We start from the raw sequence: 17,522 nt of genomic DNA on the forward strand, positions 1-17,522 counted from the left end.
TCCATTAATGACTTTAAGAGGATAAGGTAATGCAAGTTATTCTGCTTGATAAAGTAGCAAACCTGGGCAGCCTGGGCGACCAGGTAAATGTTAAATCTGGTTATGCACGTAACTTCTTAGTACCGCAAGGTAAAGCAGTTCCTGCAACCAAGAAAAACATCGAATTCTTCGAAGCGCGCCGCGCAGAACTGGAAGCTAAATTAGCTGACGTTCTGGCAGCAGCACACGCTCGCGCAGAGAAAATCAATGCCCTGGGCGTTGTGACTCTGTCTTCCAAAGCGGGTGACGAAGGTAAACTGTTCGGTTCTGTCGGTACCCGTGACATCGCTGATGCTGTAACTGCAGCCGGCGTTGAAGTGGCGAAAAGCGAAGTTCGTCTGCCAAACGGCGTTCTGCGTACTCTGGGTGATCACGAAGTTCACTTCCAGGTTCACAGCGACGTGTTTGCAGAACTGAATGTGAAGATTGTTGCTGAGTAATCTCTGATTACACGGTAAATATCTTTGAAAGACGCTGGCTCAGGCCAGCGTTTTTTTATGCGATAAAACAACCCCTTAAGAGCGACGGTAACTGCCGTCTTTCTGTCGTTTAAAGGTGACGGACTGCCCGTTGGCCTTATCAATTCTCAGCACTGATACCGTGTTTCCCTTTCCTTTGGTCACGCTGATTTTATCCCCGGATTCCACCTGATTCAGCGGTTTCTGCGGCCCTTCAACCGCCGTCATGCGGAATAAGTCATCGACCGGCAATCCGTTGCTGCGAAATACCTGAGCTAATGTCTGACCTTTTTTGAGGGTGAAACGCAGTGTACTGTCCTGTACAGGTGCGGGAACCTGTTCTGCGCTGGCCGGAGGTTCTGCGATAACGGGCTGGGGAGCCGGTCCGGTGTTCAGTGCGCCCGGCGGGAGATTATCCGGCAACGGTAAATCCGGAGTATCAGCTGCGGTATCCGGTGGTGTACCGGTCTGCTCTGCTATCAGGTCACCGAGCGGATCAGCCGGTGGCGTCAGCGTGATATTCTGCGAAGGCACGATCACCGGGGGCTTCTGTGCGGCAGGCCAGAATATCAGGACAAGCATGACAATCAGCGCAATAGCGGTGATGGCGTAAAGATGGCGCTTTGGCAGTAGTCTCATCAGAATCTCCCGCTGTTCAGCATGAATAATTATCCTCCGGTATTGTTCCAGTGTAGCAGCAGACGTACTGAAATTATTCGGAATTAGTCTTGTTTTATAAATTGATTAGTCTTGTCTTATAAATTGATTGTGCTGCTTTCCGGTAATCGCAGGGTTGCATCAGCTTTCACTGATTATCGGGTTTACCGGGGTACATCCTGCTGTTATGCTTATCCGTCTTATTTATTAATCAGGTATCTCTCATGACACAACCGACTTTTGACACGATGGAAGCACAGGCAAGCTACGGAATCGGCTTACAAATCGGCCAGCAATTACAGGAATCAGGACTGAGCGGATTAGTACCGGAAGCCATTCTGGCCGGTATCACTGATGCACTGGAAAATAATCAGCCTGCTGTGGCGGTGGATGTTCTGCATCGTGCCTTGCGTGAAATGCATGAGCGTGCTGATGCTGTCCGCAATGAAAAACAGGCTGAACTGGTCAAAGACGGAATGCGTTTCCTGGAAGAGAATGCGAAGAAAGAGGGCGTTTCCACTACTGAAAGCGGCCTGCAGTTCTCTGTCATCAATCAGGGCGACGGTGCGATCCCGGCGCGTACTGACCGTGTCCGTGTTCACTACACCGGTCGTCTGATCGACGGTACTGTGTTTGACAGCTCTGTACAGCGCGGCCAGCCTGCTGAATTCCCGGTAAACGGCGTGATCGCTGGCTGGATTGAAGCACTGACCCTGATGCCGGTCGGCTCCAAGTGGGAACTGTATATCCCGAGCAACCTGGCGTACGGTGAGCGTGGTGCCGGTGCAGCAATTCCGCCGTACAGCACACTGGTATTCGAAGTGGAGCTGCTGGAGATCCTGTAATACTCTCTTTGCAGACAAAAACAGAATATGCGAAATGGCCGGTTTTCACCGGCCATTTTTATTTCTATACTCAGGTCTCCGGAGACGTGAACAGGATTACGACGCGACTCACTAACCGTTCTGTGAAAGAGGTGAAGGATGCTCAATCAAATTTGTCTGCTGGCCCGGCGGGCGGGCGACGCAATCATGGATATCTATCATCATCCCGACACACTGACCATCTCCGCCAAAGCGGATAACTCCCCTTTAACCGCCGCGGATTTAGCCGCGCACCACATCATCGTGCAGGAACTGAACGCCCTGACACCGGATATCCCGGTGCTTTCAGAGGAAGATCCGCAGCCGTGGTCTGAGCGGCAGCACTGGACTCAATACTGGCTGGTGGACCCGCTTGACGGCACCAAAGAGTTTATCAGCCGCAACGGTGAATTTACGGTCAATATTGCCCTGATTTCCGGCGGCGTGCCCGTGCTGGGTGTGGTGTATGCGCCGGTACCGGATATTCTCTATCTGGCGGAAGGTAAACACGCCTGGCGCGAGCGGGGCGGGCAGCGGATGGCGATCAAAGTGGTTAATACGGATCTGCCGATGGTGGTGATCAGCCGCTCACATCAGGATGCGGAACTGGCGGATTATCTGGAACAGCTGGGGCCGCACGAAACCCGGGCTATCGGCTCATCCCTTAAGTTCTGTCTGGTGGCAGAAGGCAAAGCCCAGCTCTATCCGCGCTTTAATCCGACCCATATCTGGGATACAGCAGCAGGACATGCCGTCGCACTCGCGGCGGGAGCGCATATCACTGACTGGAGTGGTAAAACGCTCGACTATACACCGCGTGAATCACTGATAAACCCGGGATTCCGTGTCAGCAGTTTCTGATTGCCATTTTATTCCTGAATAACAGTGTAATTTGCATGGTTATGCAAATTACACTGGCTTTTCTCCACCCGGAAAATCTCCTGCCTGATAATGTCATTTCCTGTATTTCACCCTGAAATTATTTATAAAACTTATAGTAATTATGAGGTTATTATTTCACTTTTATAGTGTGACGGGGATCGTTTTTCGTGATGATTTGTGAAGTAAGTCGTAGTGAAGTGTCATTTTATGTAAAAATAGTGATTAAATCATTTGATTAATGAACCCGGGTGATAGAATCAGGTCATACCTTAGGCATGAAAGAAAAGGTAAAGGGGAGGACATAAGTACGATGAAAATTTTCGCCCGTTACAACCCGGCTCAGATCGCCCGCTACGTGAAGACATTATTCCGCGGCCGCCTGTATATACAGGGAATGGGCGCGTTTGAATTTGACTACGGCAAGATTTTACCGCCGAAAATCAGAGACAAACGCCATCTGAGTGCAATGAGTGAAATTAATCAGCAGGTATCGTTGCTGCAGGCGCAGCTGGCATAAATCACAATACCTGACTGATTGAAGAAGGGTTAGTTTTACGGTTTTTGGTGCTGTTCGCCGTGTGCCACGTCAGACTGACCCTCTTTACTGCTTTCCGCCGCTGACGGACGCGGCATTACCGGTGTATCCGCAATACGTGTGACCAGCAGCTGGTCAATCTTGTAGTTATCGATATCCACCACTTCAAATTTGTAGCCTGAGAATTTCACGTAATCTGTCCGTTTCGGGATGCGACGCAGTTTGTACATCAGGAACCCGGCGATGGTTTCATAATTGCTGTCATCCGGGAACTCATCGATATCCAGCACCCGCTGTACATCCTCAATGGGGGTGCCGCCCTCAATCAGCCAGGAATTTTCATCACGGGCAACAATCTGTTCTTCCTGCCCCTGACCGACCAAATCCCCCATCAGCGTAATCATCACATCATTGATAGTGATGACACCCATCACCATGGCGTATTCATTCAGAATGATAGCGAAGTCTTCCCCGGCATTTTTAAAGCCTTCCAGGGTGTCTGATAGGCTCAGCGTATCCGGTATCATCAGTGCCGGGCGGATCTGCACGCCTTCGCGCAGGTTCAGGCTCTGACCGTTCAGTACGCGGTTCAGCAGATCTTTGGAATCGACATAGCCGAGCACATGATCCAGACCGCCGTCACACACCAGGAATTTCGAATGCGGCTGCGTGGAGATCTTCTCTTTGATGCTCTCTTCGTTTTCCTGTTTGTCGAAATAGACCACGCTCTCGCGGGAAGTCATGGCTGACGGTACAGTCCGGGATTCCAGCTCAAACACGTTTTCGATCAGTTCGTGTTCCTGCTTGCGCAGCACACCGGCCACGGCACCCGCTTCCACCACCGCGTAAATATCATCAGAAGTGATATCTTCATTACGGGCCAGCGGAATTTTGAATAATTTAAAGAACAGGTTAGATAACCCGTTAAACAGCCAGGCCAGCGGACGCAGGACTGTCAGGCAAAAACGCATCGGCTGGACAATCCGGATGGCGACCGCTTCCGGTTTGATCATGCCGAGACGTTTCGGAGTCAGATCTGCCAGCAGGATAAACATGGAGGTCACGATAATAAATGACAGTATTGAGCCGAGCTGTTGTGCTGCGGCATCGGCCATAAAATTGCCGAACAGGGTGCGGAGTGCCGGTGAAAAGGCAGATTCGCCGACAATACCGGCGAGGATAGCCACGGCGTTCAGGCCGATTTGCACGACGGTGAAGAACATTCCCGGTGCTTCCTGTAAACGGAGCACGTGGGCGGCATTGGTATTGCCTTCGTCAATCATGACTTTGAGTTTGATACGCCGTGAGGCGGCAAGCGATATTTCAGATAACGAAAAGAATGCGCTGATCGCGCACAGTAACAGGACGATTAATAAACTATTTAACATATAAGTTCCGAATGGCCGGCACGATTGCCTCTTGGCACGCTGTTCTTGATTATGCGTGGCGACCGGTTATTTTAGATATATAGAGCATAAGTATCGGATATAAAAAAAGAAAGGCGCACAGAGCATCCAATTTGTCTGTGCGCGGATGTGCAGTATAGCACCGGAACGGGAAAAACGACTAGTTTCTCAGCGAAGGCGGCAGACAAACACCGATCCCGCCGAGCCCGCAATAGCCTTCCGGGTTCTTATCCAGATATTGCTGGTGGTAATCCTCAGCCACATAAAACGGGCCGAGAGGGCGGATGGCCGTGGTGATACTGCGGCTGTCCTGACTTTCATTCATCGCCTGCTGATATTGCTCACGCGAAGCAAGGGCCTGCACGCGCTGGCTGTCAGACTGGGTATAAATCGCAGAACGGTATTGTGATCCGATATCGCCGCCCTGTTTCATGCCCTGTGCCGGGTCGTGGTTTTCCCAGAACAGGCGCAGCAGATCGGCATAGCTGATGACGGACGGGTCATAGACCACCCGGACTGCTTCGGCATGTCCGGTTCTGCCGGTGCAGACATCGTCGTAGGTCGGGTTCTTTGTTGTACCGCCGGTATACCCGGCAGTCGTGCTGTACACACCCGGCTGTTGCCAGAACAGACGCTCCACGCCCCAGAAACAGCCCATGGCGAAATACGCGGTATCAAAGCCGTCAGGCACATGGTTCACATCATGGCCGGTCACGGTATGGCGCGGGCTGATAGTCAGCGCCACGGCGCTGTCAGGCAGTGCATCGGCGGCGGAAACAGGAGATACAATGGTATCCTGCGGGTATTGAGTGGTGTTTTGTGTCATTTGCGGTGGCTCCTGTTTTAAGAATAATCGGTGCATTATCAGCAGATTTCAGGTTATTTATCTTATGTATCTATAGTAAACTTCAAATAATTTTCATTTATACCCTTATTCATTCACATTGCAGGTTCGCTGGCTGTATCCTGAATGAATAAGGGTATATCTCAGTCAAATTTCAGAAATTCAGGAGTTGATGTGATCCGATACCCTCTTGTTTGTGTTGTCGCTGTGTCTCTCACATCCCCTCTGGCATATAGTGCAAATCTTCGCTTAAAAGTGGAAGGGCTCGACGGGCAACTTGAAAAAAATGCAAGAGTCCAGCTTTCCACCATCACGACCGATGAAGTCGTGGCTGACGGCCGTTTTCGTGCCAGGGTGGAAAAAGCCATCAAAGAAGGGCTTCGTCCGCTGGGGTATTATGAGCCGGTAATCACGTTTGATTATCAGGATAATACACCACCTGCACGTCCGGTATTGTATGCCCGGGTGGTTCCGGGGGAACCGGTTAAAATTGCCGGAGTTACCGTGGATATCGAAGGTGCGGCAAAAACTGATCCGGCGTTCAAAAAATTTATTACTAAAAATACACCGGAAACCGGGACTGTCGTCAATCACGGCGAGTACGAAAGTTTTAAAAGCGGATTATCCGGGCTGGCCTTAAAACGCGGCTATTTTGATGCGGAGATGGAAAAAAGCCAGCTCGGCATTGCCCTTTCCCGTCACGCGGCCTACTGGGACTTTGTGTTTAACAGTGGCAAACGATACCGTTTCGGTAAGGTAAATTACCAGGGATCGCAAATCAGAGATGACTATCTGGAAGGTCTGGTACCCTTTAAAGAGGGCGATTACTACACCTCGGAACAGCTGGCGGAATTTAACCGTCTGCTGGCGGAAACCGGCTGGTTCCAGTCAGCGATTGTGACCCCGGACATTGCAAAAGCGCGGGAGGATAACAGCGATTATCTGACTATGGACGCCTCGTTTACGCCGCGCGCGCAGAACTTCGTTGAGCTGGGTGGTGGTTTTGCCACCGATGTGGGGCCGCGTGTTCAGGCGAAATGGAATAAGCCGTGGGTGAATTCAAGAGGCCACAGCCTGACCTCCAGTATCAGTCTGTCCGCACCGGAACAGATTATTGATACCTCTTACCGTATCCCGCTCAGGGTTAATCCGATCGAGCAGTATTATGCTGTCTCCGGCGGGTATAAACGGACCGATCTGAATGATACCAAAGCCGATACCGCCACCGTCAGTGTTTCCCGTAACTGGGATTTATCCACCGGCTGGCAGTACGGCATCAATATGCGCTGGAGTCTCAGCCACTTTACCCAGGCGGATATCACGAACACCACTATGCTGCTCTATCCGGGCGTGAATGTCAGCCGCGTCCGTTCGCGGGGCGGGATGATGCCGTCCTGGGGGGACAGTCAGCGTTACTCGGTGGATGTTTCCAATGAAATGTGGGGTTCGGATGTGGATTTTTCCATTTTCCGCGCCCGTAACGTCTGGATACGGACACCGTGGGATGGCCACCGCTTTGTGATGCGCGGCAATCTCGGCTGGATTGAAACCAATAATTTCGACAAAGTCCCGCCGGATCTGCGTTTCTTCGCCGGTGGTGATGGCAGCATTCGTGGTTATCGTTACAACAAAATCTCACCGGAAGATGCTGACGGCAAACTGACCGGCGGTTCGCGGATGGTCGTCGGTTCGCTGGAATATCAGTACAACGTGACCGGTGACTGGTGGGGTGCGGTGTTTGTTGACAGCGGTGAAGTGGTGAATGATATCAAACGAAGTAATTTCAAAACCGGTGCCGGTGTCGGGGTGCGCTGGGCATCGCCGGTCGGGCCAATCAAGTTTGACCTTGCCGCGCCGGTAGGGGATGACCAGACGAAAAATATCCAGTTTTATATCGGCTTGGGGGCAGAACTCTGATGAAATGGCTGAAGTATCTGAAGTGGCCGGCAATCATTCTGCTGGTACTTATCCTGATGATTGGCGGTACACTCGGCTGGGTACTGGGTACACAATCCGGGCTGCACTTTGCCCTGAATCTCGCGCCGCGTATGGTATCCGGCCTGACTATCGGCCAGGTTGAGGGCGATCTGCGTAATCTGACCCTGAAACAGGTGAAGTACACCATGCCCGGTATTGATGTCAGTGTGGATAAGGTTGATCTGGCGTTGCGCCTGAGCTGCCTGAAAGACATGACACTCTGTGTTGAAAACCTCAGCACGGACGGCACGCGGGTTGCTGTCGATACGGCAAAACTGCCGCCGTCAGAAGAAACCCCGCCGTCAGAGCCGCTGACAGAGCTGAATGCACCGCTGACCATTTTCCTTGATTCGCTTTCCGTGACTGACACACAGGTTACCGTGGATGATATGGCGGTGAATCTGGATACTTTCCGTACCGCCATGACCTGGCAGGGCGATCAGCTGACGCTGAAACCAACGGTGATTAATGCCCTTTCTGTTGTGCTGCCGAAAAGTGACCCGGCTGCGGCAGAAGAGCCGGCACCGGCAACGGATGCACCGGAGAAGCCGTTAGGTGAAACCATCAGTGAGATTTTTGCTCAGCCGATGCTGGCAGAACTGCCGGAGGTTATTCTTCCGCTGAATATCTCAGTGGAAGGTATTTCCGGTGAGAACTGGCAGGTGAGCGGTGATGCACCGGTAACGCTCAATTCCCTGCATCTGGCGCTGTTTAACAAAGGTCAGGTGCTGACCCTCAGTGATCTGTCTGCGGATGCGCCACAGGGTAATATCGCGATCAGCGGGGAAGTGGCACTCAGCGAAAAATGGCCGGTGGCGCTGTCTGTCAAAGGCCATGTCCGTGATTTTGATGAGTTCAGCGGGCAGGATCTTGATCTCAGCCTGAACGGCGGACTGCTGGATGAACTGAAACTGGCGCTGGCGCTGAAAGGGCCGGTTAATGCCACGCTGGATGCACAAACCAATCTGACACAGGCCGATCTGCCGCTGCTGCTGACGCTGGAAAGTCAGAAAGTCAGCTGGCCGCTGACCGGAGAGGCGGACTATCAGCTTGATGGTGTGAAACTGCGTCTTAACGGAAAAGTAAGCGGTTACGATCTCTCCCTGCGTTCAGATATCAAAGGTAAGGACATCCCGCCCGCTCTGCTGACCCTGGATGCCAAAGGGAATACAGAGCAGCTTAATCTTACCCGCCTGCGTCTGAATGCGTTACAGGGCTTTGCGGAAGTGACCGGGGTGGCGGACTGGCAGAAAGCTATCAGCTGGCAGGCGGTGCTGACGCTTTCCGGCCTGAATACCGCAAAAGCTTATCCGGAGTGGCCGGCCAAAGTGGACGGTAAAATCAGTACCCGGGGCAGCCTGTACGGCGGTAACTGGGAGCTTGAAATCCCGGATATCACCCTTGACGGCAAAGTGAAAACCTATCCGCTGAAAGCGCGCGGTAATGTGAAAGGTAACGCGGGCGGTCAGTGGACGATCCCTGATCTGAAACTGGCGCTGGGTAACAATAAACTGGATGTCCGCGGACAGCTGGCGGATAACTGGAAGCTGGATGCCGATATCAATGCTCCGGCGCTCGGCGGGCTGGTTCCGGGCCTGGCGGGAACCATCAAAGGGAAGCTTAATGTCCGCGGTAATATGGAAAAACCGCAGATCCTTGCCGATCTGACGGTTAACAGCCTGAAATGGCAGAACGATCTGTCCGTGGCGGATGCCAAAATCAAAGGGGATATCACTTCTGCGGAACAGATCAAAGGTCAGTTGGATGTCACTGTGAATCAGCTGAAACAGGCGGATCTGGTGATCAGCAATCTGACCCTGAATGCCAAAGGCACAGAAGCGCAGCATCAGCTGAAACTGACCATGAAAGGCGAACCGGTCTCGGCACAGCTGATGCTGAACGGCGGATTTGATCGTAAAACCGAAACCTGGAAAGGCACGCTGAATAATACCCGCTTTGACACACCGGTGGGTGAGTGGTCACTCAGTAAGGCGATGGCACTGACCTACCTGAATGAAAAACAGGAAGTGACCATCGGCACCCATTGCTGGGTGAATCCGGATGCCCGTATCTGTGTGCCGAAACCGATCACTGCCGGGGCTTCCGGTAATGCGTCTGTTGCCCTTGAACGTTTTGACCTGGCGATGATTAAACCGTTCCTCGGCCAGGATACCCGGCTGGACGGCGTATTCAGCGGTAATGCCAATGTCCGCTGGTTTGCGGACGGTTCACAGCCGGTGATTGATGCATCCCTGAAAGGTAACGGTGTGAAGGTGGTGCAGAACCTCGACGGCACGAATCTGCCGGTCGCGTTTGATACCCTGACACTGACCGCCGCCATGAAAAACGGCAAACTGAATCTTCAGTGGCTGATTGCCATTGCCGGTAACGGGAAGATTAACGGTAATGTCCAGATTACTGATCTGGAAAAACGCCGTCAGCTGAGCGGCAATGTCGGTATCGATAATATCTCGCTGGATCTGCTGAAACCGCTGCTCGGCAAAGGCGATAAAGCCACCGGGCGGCTGAATGCCGCGCTGCGTCTGGGCGGTAACGCGGCATCGCCGCTGCTGTTTGGTCAGCTGGGATTATCTGACCTCGCGGTCAGCGGCCGTCTGCTGCCGTTCGATATCACGACCGGCGGACTGAATGTGAATTTCGACGGCGCCCGCTCTGATCTCAGCGGAAACATCAAAACACCGGAAGGGTATCTCAACCTCAGCGGTAATGCGGACTGGCGCAGAATGGATGCCTGGAGTGCGAAGATTTTTGCACAGGGTGACAAACTGCGTGTTTCCTTGCCGCCGATGGTGCGGATTGATGTCAGCCCGGATCTGGTCTTTGAGGCCACGCCGTCAATGCTGAAACTGGATGGTACGGTCAATATTCCGTGGGCACGGATCACGGTGCATGAAGTCCCGGATTCCGCTGTCAGCGCCACATCCGATGAAGTGATGCTGGATGACAACTTACAGCCAATCCGTGAGAAACCGACCAGTATTCCGATCCTGAGTAATCTGCGTATCCATATCGGTGATGATGTGCTGCTGGATGCTTTTGGTCTGAAAGCAAAACTGACCGGGGATCTGAAAGTCGCTCAGGACAAGCAGGGGCTGGGACTGAACGGCCAGGTGGATATTCCGCGCGGACGCTTCCATGCTTACGGGCAGGATCTGCTGGTGCGCAAAGGTCAGATCCTGTTCTCCGGTCCTGCTGACCAGCCGTTCCTCAATCTGGAAGCGATCCGTAACCCGGATAACACCGCCGACGGCGTGATTGCGGGTGTCCGGGTGACCGGGCTTGCTGACAGACCGAAAGTGGAAATATTCTCTGATCCGGCGATGTCCCAGGAAAATGCGCTCTCTTACCTGCTGCGTGGTGAGGGGCTGGATACCGGGGATGCGGACAGCTCGCAGATGACCTCCATGCTGATCAGCCTCGGTGTGGCACAAAGCGGGCAGTTAGTCGGAAAAATCGGTGAGACATTCGGTATTTCGGATCTGGCGCTGGATACCCAGGGTGTGGGCGATAAGTCGCAGGTTGTGGTCAGCGGTAAGATAACCAATGATCTGCAGGTAAAATATGGTGTCGGTATATTTGACTCCTTAGCGACCTTAACGTTACGCTATAGGTTAATGCCCAGGTTATATCTGGAAGCGGTGTCTGGTGTTAACCAGGCGATCGATCTGCTTTATCAGTTTGAGTTTTAATATATGCGAGTGATCGTTTATGGCAGTTTGCGGCAGAAACAGGGCAACCATCATTGGATGACCTATGCCGCCCTGCTGGGAGAATATACGCTTGAAGGCTATGACCTGTATGATTTGGGACACTATCCTGCGGTGGTGCCGGGAACCGGTTCGATCGAATGTGAAGTGTACCGGATCTCCTCGTCGATCCTGACTGAGCTGGATGAATTAAAAAAAGATGGTCAGGATTACCGGCGTGAACTGGTTTCAACGCCGTACGGCAGTGCCTGGATTTACTTATATCAGCGTCCGGTGGACGGACTGGTGAAGATAAATTGCGGGGACTGGCTGAAACGGCACGAGGAAGCAGACCCGGAAAGCGAATGATTTCCCTGTGAATAAAAAAACCGCTGTGAAAACAGCGGTTTTTTTTGTCTCTGAAACGGACTGCGGATTATTTTTTAGCAGCGCGTTCGAAAGAAGCGATGATTTCAGCTTTTGCTGCTGCGGCATCTTCCCAGCCGTCAACTTTCACCCATTTGCCTTTTTCGAGATCTTTGTAGTGCTCGAAGAAGTGCGTGATCTGAGCTTTCAGCAGTTCAGGCAGATCGTTCACATCATTGATGTGATCGTATTCTTTGCTCAGTTTGGTGTGCGGAACCGCAACCAGTTTGGCATCTTCACCTGATTCGTCAGTCATTTTCAGCACGCCGACAGGACGGCAGCGGATCACTGAACCCGGCTGTAACGGATACGGAGTCGGTACCAGCACGTCTACCGGGTCACCATCCAGAGATAAGGTGTGGTTGATGTAACCGTAGTTGCACGGGTAGAACATGGCGGTTGACATGAAACGGTCAACAAACAGTGCGCCGGATTCTTTATCAACTTCATATTTAATCGGATCTGCGTTGGCAGGGATTTCGATAACAACATAGATATCTTCCGGCAGATCTTTACCTGCAGGAACATTATTCAGGCTCATGAACGGATTCCTTAATCTTCAGAACAAATAGCGTGGCGGATATTATAACGAAAAAAAGGCGGTGGTATACCGCCTTTTCCTTCTCTTACTCTTGCTTACTTCCCGTTTTCGTCCGGGAATTCCGCCATAAAGCTTTCTGCTTTCTCTACCATTGAGCGGGTACCGACAAAGTACGGTGAACGCTGGTGGAGTTTTTCCGGAATGATATCGAGGATGCGGTTCTTACCGTCACTCGCTTTACCGCCTGCCTGTTCCGCGAGGAATGACATCGGGTTGCACTCGTACAGCAGGCGCAGTTTGCCGCTCGGATGGCTTGCGGTGCTCGGATAGATGTAGATCCCGCCCTTGAGCAGGTTGCGGTGGAAATCCGCTACCAGCGAGCCGATATAACGGGTGGTGTACGGGCGATCTGTTGCAGGATCTTCTTCCTGGCAGTATTTGATGTATTTTTTCACGCCGACAGGGAAACGGATGTAGTTCCCTTCGTTGATGGAATACATTTTGCCGTTCTCCGGGAATTTCATATCAGCCTGACACAGGCAGAACACACCCAGGGACGGATCATAGGTGAAGGCGTGCACACCGTTACCGGTTGTGTAAACCAGCATGGTGGAGGAGCCGTAAACCACGTAACCGGCAGCGACCTGGCGGTTGCCCGGCTGGAGGAAGTCAGCTTCGGTGACCGGCTGGCCCAGCGGGGTGATACGGTGATAAATAGAGAAAATAGTACCGACTGACACATTCACATCAATGTTGGATGAGCCGTCGAGCGGGTCCATCAGAACCACATATTTGGCGTTTTCCGCACGGCCGCCTTCAAAAACAACAATGTCGTCTTCTTCTTCAGAGGCAATACCGGCAACTTCACCACGGGCTTTCAGCGCGGCTTTCAGTTTCTCGTTGGCGTAAAGATCCAGTTTCATCTGGACTTCGCCCTGCACGTTTGAGATACCATTAGTACCAAGGATATCAACCAGCCCGGCTTTGTTGATATCACGGTGAATAATCTTAGCGCCTAACTTAATCGCGGAGAGGAGTGCAGTCAGTTCTCCGGTGGCGTGAGAAAAGTCCTGCTGTTTTTCGACGATAAATTCGCCTAATGTTTTCATGACGTACGTCCTGAAGTGGGTGAAATAAAAGTATTACGAAAGCGGTTGCCCGTAAACGCGGGTGCAAGTTTAGCCAAAGAAAATCATAATTGATAGGCTAATCCGTTTCAGTTCTTTTGAGAGATGGTTAGAATAGTGACCAACGTCATGCTATTGGATAAAAAATAATGCATATTCATATTCTCGGTATCTGCGGCACCTTCATGGGCAGCCTGGCTATCCTGGCCCGCGCACAGGGGCACAAAGTGACCGGCTCGGATCAGAATGTCTACCCGCCGATGAGTGATTTACTGACAGAACAGGGGATCGAACTGATCACCGGTTACGACCCGGCACAACTGACGCCGCGTCCGGATATGGTGGTGATCGGCAATGCCATGAAGCGCGGAAATCCGTGTGTTGAAGCGGTGCTGAACCAGGGAATTCCTTACACCTCCGGCCCGCAGTGGCTGCATGACCATGTCTTACCGGAGCGCTGGGTGCTGGCGGTTGCCGGGACTCACGGGAAAACCACCACTGCCGGTATGCTGGCCTGGATTCTGGAAGACTGCGGTTATCAGCCGGGCTTCCTGATCGGTGGTGTTCCGGGGAACTTTGATGTTTCTGCCACACTGGGTAACAGTCCGTTCTTTGTTATCGAAGCCGATGAATATGACTGTGCATTCTTTGATAAACGCTCGAAATTTGTGCATTACAGCCCGCGTACACTGCTGCTCAATAACCTCGAATTTGATCACGCGGATATCTTTGAAAACCTCGCGGCGATTGAAAAACAGTTCCATCATCTGGTGCGTGTGGTGCCGGGTGACGGCAAAATTATTGCCCCGGCTCAGGATGCCAATCTGAAACAGGTACTCAGTATGGGCTGCTGGAGTGAAGAAGAGTATACCGGCGATAATGCCCGCTGGCAGGCAGAGAAAATCACTAATGACTGTGGTGAGTTCGATGTGCGTTATGACGGCGAAATCAGCGGCCGTGTGACCTGGGGACTGGTGGGCGAGCATAATATGCAGAACGCCCTGATGGCGGTTGCTGCCGCACATCACGTCGGTGTGCCGGTGGCGGAAGCCTGCCGTGCTCTGGGTCAATTTATCAACGCCCGCCGCCGTCTCGAGCTGCGCGGTCAGGTAAACGGTATCAGTATCTACGATGACTTTGCGCATCACCCGACAGCGATTCTGGCCACATTACAGGCACTGCGCAGTAAGGTCGGGGGTACAGCCCGTATTCTCGTGGTACTGGAACCGCGCTCAAACACCATGAAGATGGGGATCAGCAAAGACGATATCGCACCTGCGCTGGGTCGTGCGGATGAAGTGTTTATCTTCCAGCCGGCAGATATTCCGTGGCTGGTCAGTGAAATTACCGAGCGTTGTGTGCAGCCGGCTTACTGGACCGGAGACCCGGACGCACTGGTCAATATGGTGGCCGGACATGCTCAGCCGGGCGATCATATCCTGGTGATGAGCAACGGCAGCTTTGGCGGTATCCACGATAAACTGCTGGAAAAGCTGAAGTAATCTGACAGCTGAGAATTTGAAAGCTGAGAATGTAAAAACTGAGAATTTAAAAACTAAGAAAAAAAACCGCGCGGGACATCAGTACCGCGCGGTTTTTGTATGATTAACGGCGGATTACAGTTCCTGTTCGAACAGGGCAAGAATCGCTTCGTAAAGCTGTTCTGTGGTGAAATCTTTGGCCGGTGTCGAGAAAATGGTGTCATCCCCGGCGATACTGCCGAGAATACCCTCGGATTTGCCGATGGAATCCAGCAGACGGGCAATCAGCTGCGCTGCACCCGGACTGGTACGGATAACCACCACCGAGTCATTGTAATCAATATCCAGCACCAGGTTTTTTAACGGGCTGGTGGCTGTCGGAACACCCAGTTCCGCAGGCAGACAGTAAACCATTTCCATTTTTGCGTTACGGGTGCGGACAGCACCGAACTTGGTCAGCATCCTGGAAATCTTGGACTGATTAATATTCTCAAAGCCCTCTTCCTGCAGGGCGGTGACAATCTCCCCCTGAGAGCTGAATTTTTCTTCTTTCAACAGCGCTTTAAACGCCTTGATCAGATCTTCCTGTTTAGAAGGTGCACGCATAGTCTTTCCTGAAAATTTGGATACGGACTTTATTATTATGCGGAAAAATGCATTTTTATGCAAATTAAACCCTGTGGCCTGACCCGGGTAAACCGCATTAATGGTCAAAACTGGTGATCAGTTCACGTAATTGACATTGCTTATGGTTCTGACCAGGTTATCACCATAGGTAAATATATTGTTAATTAAATGATGTTGTTAGCAGTTACGCATTGTTATATTAACGCACATGACTATAAGTGCTCTTAAAGTAAAATAATTGTCAAAATAGTGTTCCTTATCTCATTAACAGATAAGCGATTTGTTTAGAATGGATAACAATAGACAAACAGATTCAAATGCGTGAATATGCAATCAGTCTGTTAAAATATTGTATTCACAGCCCTCATGCACGGATTCGCGCCTGATGCGCAATCGTGCTAACCGTCCCAAGTTAAGGAGTCTCAGGATGAAAGTTGCAGTTCTCGGAGCAGCAGGTGGTATTGGTCAGGCTCTCGCCCTTCTTCTTAAAACCCAGCTTCCTTCCGGTTCAGATCTTACTTTATATGATATCGCACCGGTCACTCCGGGTGTGGCAAAAGATCTCAGCCATATTCCGACAGACGTCCGGATCACCGGATTTGCCGGGGAAGATCCTACCCCTGCATTAGAAGGTGCGGATATTGTCCTGATTTCTGCCGGTGTGGCCCGTAAACCCGGCATGGATCGTTCTGATCTGTTTAATGTGAACGCCGGGATCGTGCGTAATCTGGTGGAAAAAATTGCCAAAACCTGCCCGAAAGCGTTAATCGGTATCATCACCAACCCGGTAAACACCACGGTAGCTATTGCGGCAGAAGTGCTGAAAAAAGCCGGTGTGTATGACAAAAATCGTCTGTTCGGCGTTACCACGCTGGATATTATCCGCTCCAACACCTTTGTGGCGGAACTGAAAGGGAAAAAACCACAGGAGCTGGAAGTGCCGGTTATCGGCGGACACTCCGGTGTGACTATTCTGCCGCTGCTGTCTCAGATCCCGGGCGTCAGCTTCAGTGATGCGGAAATTGACAGTCTGACCAAGCGTATTCAGAACGCGGGTACAGAAGTTGTGGAAGCCAAAGCAGGCGGCGGGTCTGCAACACTGTCCATGGGCCAGGCTGCCGCACGTTTCGGTCTGTCACTGGTTCGCGCCATGCAGGGTGAAAGCAATGTGGTGGAATGCACCTACACCGAAGGCGACGGCAAATATGCCCGTTTCTTTGCCCAGCCGGTCGTATTAGGCAAAAACGGTGTTGAAAAGCGTCTGGATATCGGGTCACTCAGCGCCTATGAAGAGAAAGCGCTTAACGGCATGCTGGATGTGCTGAAAGCCGATATTGCACTTGGTGAGAAATTTATTAACAGCTGAGTTATTAAATAGTTGTATTTATTTTTTTGAGCCGTAAATAAAACCGCTAATTATGATTAGCGGTTTTATTGTTTTTATAACTATATATTGAAATTAATTAGTTACCTTCACTCTTATTTTCCTATCTAATAATTCACCTGTGATAGAATTAAAATAACGGCTGGGCCAAATCTCCGACGGATGGACGGCGAGAAAGTCTGCGATGAGCCATTCACCTTTCGGCCACGGGCGGGAGAGCGCATTGGCGAGCGTTGAGGAGCTGAGCCCTGCGTTACGTGACAGGGCGGCAAGGGTTGTCCCCCGTTTCTTCAGCGAAGCAATAATATCAGCAGGGTGCCAGTCAGATTTACCGGAATCCATATATTGAGTCCTTTTTATTTTAGATTAATGCCGTGTTAGTGGTATAAATAACGGGTTGCCATCACATTAAAGATGAATTCAATTCGTTATTAAGAAAATAAAATACCATTATTTTTCTAAATATTTTCTTAAATTTTTTCTTAAAAATATCTTTTTTGAACTCTGTTACAGAATTAAGAAACAGAATGAAAATGTGCAGGTAACGCAAAGGACTGAATGAGGTAAG

Annotated in this window: 16 protein-coding genes; 9 read left to right on the forward strand and 7 right to left on the reverse strand. The window is 51.3% G+C overall.

The annotated features are described in order from the left end of the window. The first annotated feature begins 29 nt into the window (after positions 1–29). Positions 30–479: a 50S ribosomal protein L9 gene (gene rplI, locus R5268_RS13210; RefSeq protein ID WP_025154545.1), complete on the forward strand. Its 450-nt coding sequence runs from the start codon at positions 30–32 to the stop codon at positions 477–479. Between the two features lie 75 nt (positions 480–554). Here rplI and R5268_RS13215 read toward each other — a convergent pair whose 3' ends face one another. Further along, a complete protein-coding gene (locus R5268_RS13215) occupies positions 555–1,136 on the reverse strand; it encodes a LysM-like peptidoglycan-binding domain-containing protein (RefSeq protein WP_317419563.1) in 582 nt (193 codons plus the stop codon). Positions 1,137–1,378: 242 nt separating this feature from the next. Between R5268_RS13215 and fklB the strand changes: the two genes are divergently transcribed. From fklB to R5268_RS13230, 3 genes are all read left to right on the forward strand, one after another. After that, complete coding sequence (fklB, locus tag R5268_RS13220) at positions 1,379–1,999, forward strand: FKBP-type peptidyl-prolyl cis-trans isomerase (protein WP_004241369.1); 621 nt, start codon at positions 1,379–1,381, stop codon at positions 1,997–1,999. Between the two features lie 138 nt (positions 2,000–2,137). Then, complete coding sequence (gene cysQ, locus R5268_RS13225; protein WP_046894256.1) at positions 2,138–2,878, forward strand: 3'(2'),5'-bisphosphate nucleotidase CysQ; 741 nt, start codon at positions 2,138–2,140, stop codon at positions 2,876–2,878. A gap of 331 nt (positions 2,879–3,209) precedes the next feature. After that, positions 3,210–3,416: a DUF1107 domain-containing protein gene (locus R5268_RS13230; protein ID WP_004234508.1), complete on the forward strand. Its 207-nt coding sequence runs from the start codon at positions 3,210–3,212 to the stop codon at positions 3,414–3,416. A 35-nt stretch (positions 3,417–3,451) separates the two neighbouring features. Here R5268_RS13230 and R5268_RS13235 read toward each other — a convergent pair whose 3' ends face one another. After that, positions 3,452–4,822, reverse strand: a complete 1,371-nt coding sequence (locus R5268_RS13235; RefSeq protein ID WP_317419561.1) for a hemolysin family protein — start codon at positions 4,820–4,822, stop codon at positions 3,452–3,454. A 178-nt stretch (positions 4,823–5,000) separates the two neighbouring features. Further along, positions 5,001–5,666, reverse strand: coding sequence for a peptide-methionine (S)-S-oxide reductase MsrA (gene msrA / locus R5268_RS13240; protein ID WP_046894258.1), 666 nt, complete (start codon positions 5,664–5,666; stop codon positions 5,001–5,003). A 192-nt stretch (positions 5,667–5,858) separates the two neighbouring features. Here msrA and R5268_RS13245 point away from each other — a divergent pair, with 192 nt between their 5' ends. Genes R5268_RS13245 through R5268_RS13255 form a run of 3 tightly spaced genes read left to right on the forward strand, consistent with a single transcriptional unit; the run spans position 5,859 to position 11,737 of the window. Then, complete coding sequence (locus R5268_RS13245; protein ID WP_317419559.1) at positions 5,859–7,601, forward strand: autotransporter assembly complex family protein; 1,743 nt, start codon at positions 5,859–5,861, stop codon at positions 7,599–7,601. After that, positions 7,601–11,371, forward strand: a complete 3,771-nt coding sequence (locus R5268_RS13250) for a translocation/assembly module TamB domain-containing protein (protein ID WP_317419557.1) — start codon at positions 7,601–7,603, stop codon at positions 11,369–11,371. The genes R5268_RS13245 and R5268_RS13250 overlap by 1 nt, the downstream gene beginning before the upstream one ends. A gap of 3 nt (positions 11,372–11,374) precedes the next feature. Then, complete coding sequence (locus tag R5268_RS13255; protein ID WP_046894261.1) at positions 11,375–11,737, forward strand: gamma-glutamylcyclotransferase; 363 nt, start codon at positions 11,375–11,377, stop codon at positions 11,735–11,737. A gap of 67 nt (positions 11,738–11,804) precedes the next feature. On the opposite strand, the gene ppa is transcribed toward R5268_RS13255, so the two are convergent. Then, the gene (gene ppa / locus R5268_RS13260; RefSeq protein ID WP_046894262.1) at positions 11,805–12,335 is read right to left on the reverse strand and encodes an inorganic diphosphatase; all 531 of its coding nucleotides are present in this window, start codon (positions 12,333–12,335) and stop codon (positions 11,805–11,807) included. Positions 12,336–12,430: 95 nt separating this feature from the next. Beyond that, positions 12,431–13,444: a class 1 fructose-bisphosphatase gene (fbp, locus tag R5268_RS13265; RefSeq protein ID WP_046894263.1), complete on the reverse strand. Its 1,014-nt coding sequence runs from the start codon at positions 13,442–13,444 to the stop codon at positions 12,431–12,433. 167 nt (positions 13,445–13,611) lie between these two features. Here fbp and mpl point away from each other — a divergent pair, with 167 nt between their 5' ends. Continuing rightward, positions 13,612–14,964, forward strand: a complete 1,353-nt coding sequence (mpl, locus tag R5268_RS13270; protein WP_317419555.1) for a UDP-N-acetylmuramate:L-alanyl-gamma-D-glutamyl-meso-diaminopimelate ligase — start codon at positions 13,612–13,614, stop codon at positions 14,962–14,964. A gap of 114 nt (positions 14,965–15,078) precedes the next feature. Here mpl and argR read toward each other — a convergent pair whose 3' ends face one another. Next, positions 15,079–15,549 (reverse strand): transcriptional regulator ArgR, encoded by a 471-nt coding sequence (gene argR / locus R5268_RS13275; protein ID WP_004234524.1) that lies wholly within the window; start codon positions 15,547–15,549, stop codon positions 15,079–15,081. A 448-nt stretch (positions 15,550–15,997) separates the two neighbouring features. On the opposite strand from argR, the gene mdh reads away from it, so the two are divergent. Beyond that, complete coding sequence (mdh, locus tag R5268_RS13280) at positions 15,998–16,936, forward strand: malate dehydrogenase (RefSeq protein WP_024474260.1); 939 nt, start codon at positions 15,998–16,000, stop codon at positions 16,934–16,936. 93 nt (positions 16,937–17,029) lie between these two features. Here the strand turns inward: mdh and R5268_RS13285 are convergent, their stop codons facing one another. Then, positions 17,030–17,296 (reverse strand): helix-turn-helix domain-containing protein, encoded by a 267-nt coding sequence (locus R5268_RS13285; protein ID WP_107680083.1) that lies wholly within the window; start codon positions 17,294–17,296, stop codon positions 17,030–17,032. Positions 17,297–17,522: the final 226 nt, after the last annotated feature.

It is taken from the genome of Morganella sp. BCCO 40_0007 (genome assembly GCF_032989665.1).
GTDB classification, from domain to species: Bacteria; Pseudomonadota; Gammaproteobacteria; order Enterobacterales; family Enterobacteriaceae; genus Morganella; species Morganella sibonii.

Bases quoted from the DNA above. Each gene is read 5' to 3' on its own strand.
- rplI (WP_025154545.1), top strand. From the start codon at position 30: ATGCAAGTTATTCTGCTTGATAAAGTAGCAAACCTGGGCAGCCTGGGC.
- R5268_RS13215 (WP_317419563.1), bottom strand. From the start codon at position 1,136: ATGAGACTACTGCCAAAGCGCCATCTTTACGCCATCACCGCTATTGCG.
- fklB (WP_004241369.1), top strand. From the start codon at position 1,379: ATGACACAACCGACTTTTGACACGATGGAAGCACAGGCAAGCTACGGA.
- cysQ (WP_046894256.1), top strand. From the start codon at position 2,138: ATGCTCAATCAAATTTGTCTGCTGGCCCGGCGGGCGGGCGACGCAATC.
- R5268_RS13230 (WP_004234508.1), top strand. From the start codon at position 3,210: ATGAAAATTTTCGCCCGTTACAACCCGGCTCAGATCGCCCGCTACGTG.
- R5268_RS13235 (WP_317419561.1), bottom strand. From the start codon at position 4,822: ATGTTAAATAGTTTATTAATCGTCCTGTTACTGTGCGCGATCAGCGCA.
- msrA (WP_046894258.1), bottom strand. From the start codon at position 5,666: ATGACACAAAACACCACTCAATACCCGCAGGATACCATTGTATCTCCT.
- R5268_RS13250 (WP_317419557.1), top strand. From the start codon at position 7,601: ATGAAATGGCTGAAGTATCTGAAGTGGCCGGCAATCATTCTGCTGGTA.
- R5268_RS13255 (WP_046894261.1), top strand. From the start codon at position 11,375: ATGCGAGTGATCGTTTATGGCAGTTTGCGGCAGAAACAGGGCAACCAT.
- ppa (WP_046894262.1), bottom strand. From the start codon at position 12,335: ATGAGCCTGAATAATGTTCCTGCAGGTAAAGATCTGCCGGAAGATATC.
- fbp (WP_046894263.1), bottom strand. From the start codon at position 13,444: ATGAAAACATTAGGCGAATTTATCGTCGAAAAACAGCAGGACTTTTCT.
- mpl (WP_317419555.1), top strand. From the start codon at position 13,612: ATGCATATTCATATTCTCGGTATCTGCGGCACCTTCATGGGCAGCCTG.
- argR (WP_004234524.1), bottom strand. From the start codon at position 15,549: ATGCGTGCACCTTCTAAACAGGAAGATCTGATCAAGGCGTTTAAAGCG.
- mdh (WP_024474260.1), top strand. From the start codon at position 15,998: ATGAAAGTTGCAGTTCTCGGAGCAGCAGGTGGTATTGGTCAGGCTCTC.
- R5268_RS13285 (WP_107680083.1), bottom strand. From the start codon at position 17,296: ATGGATTCCGGTAAATCTGACTGGCACCCTGCTGATATTATTGCTTCG.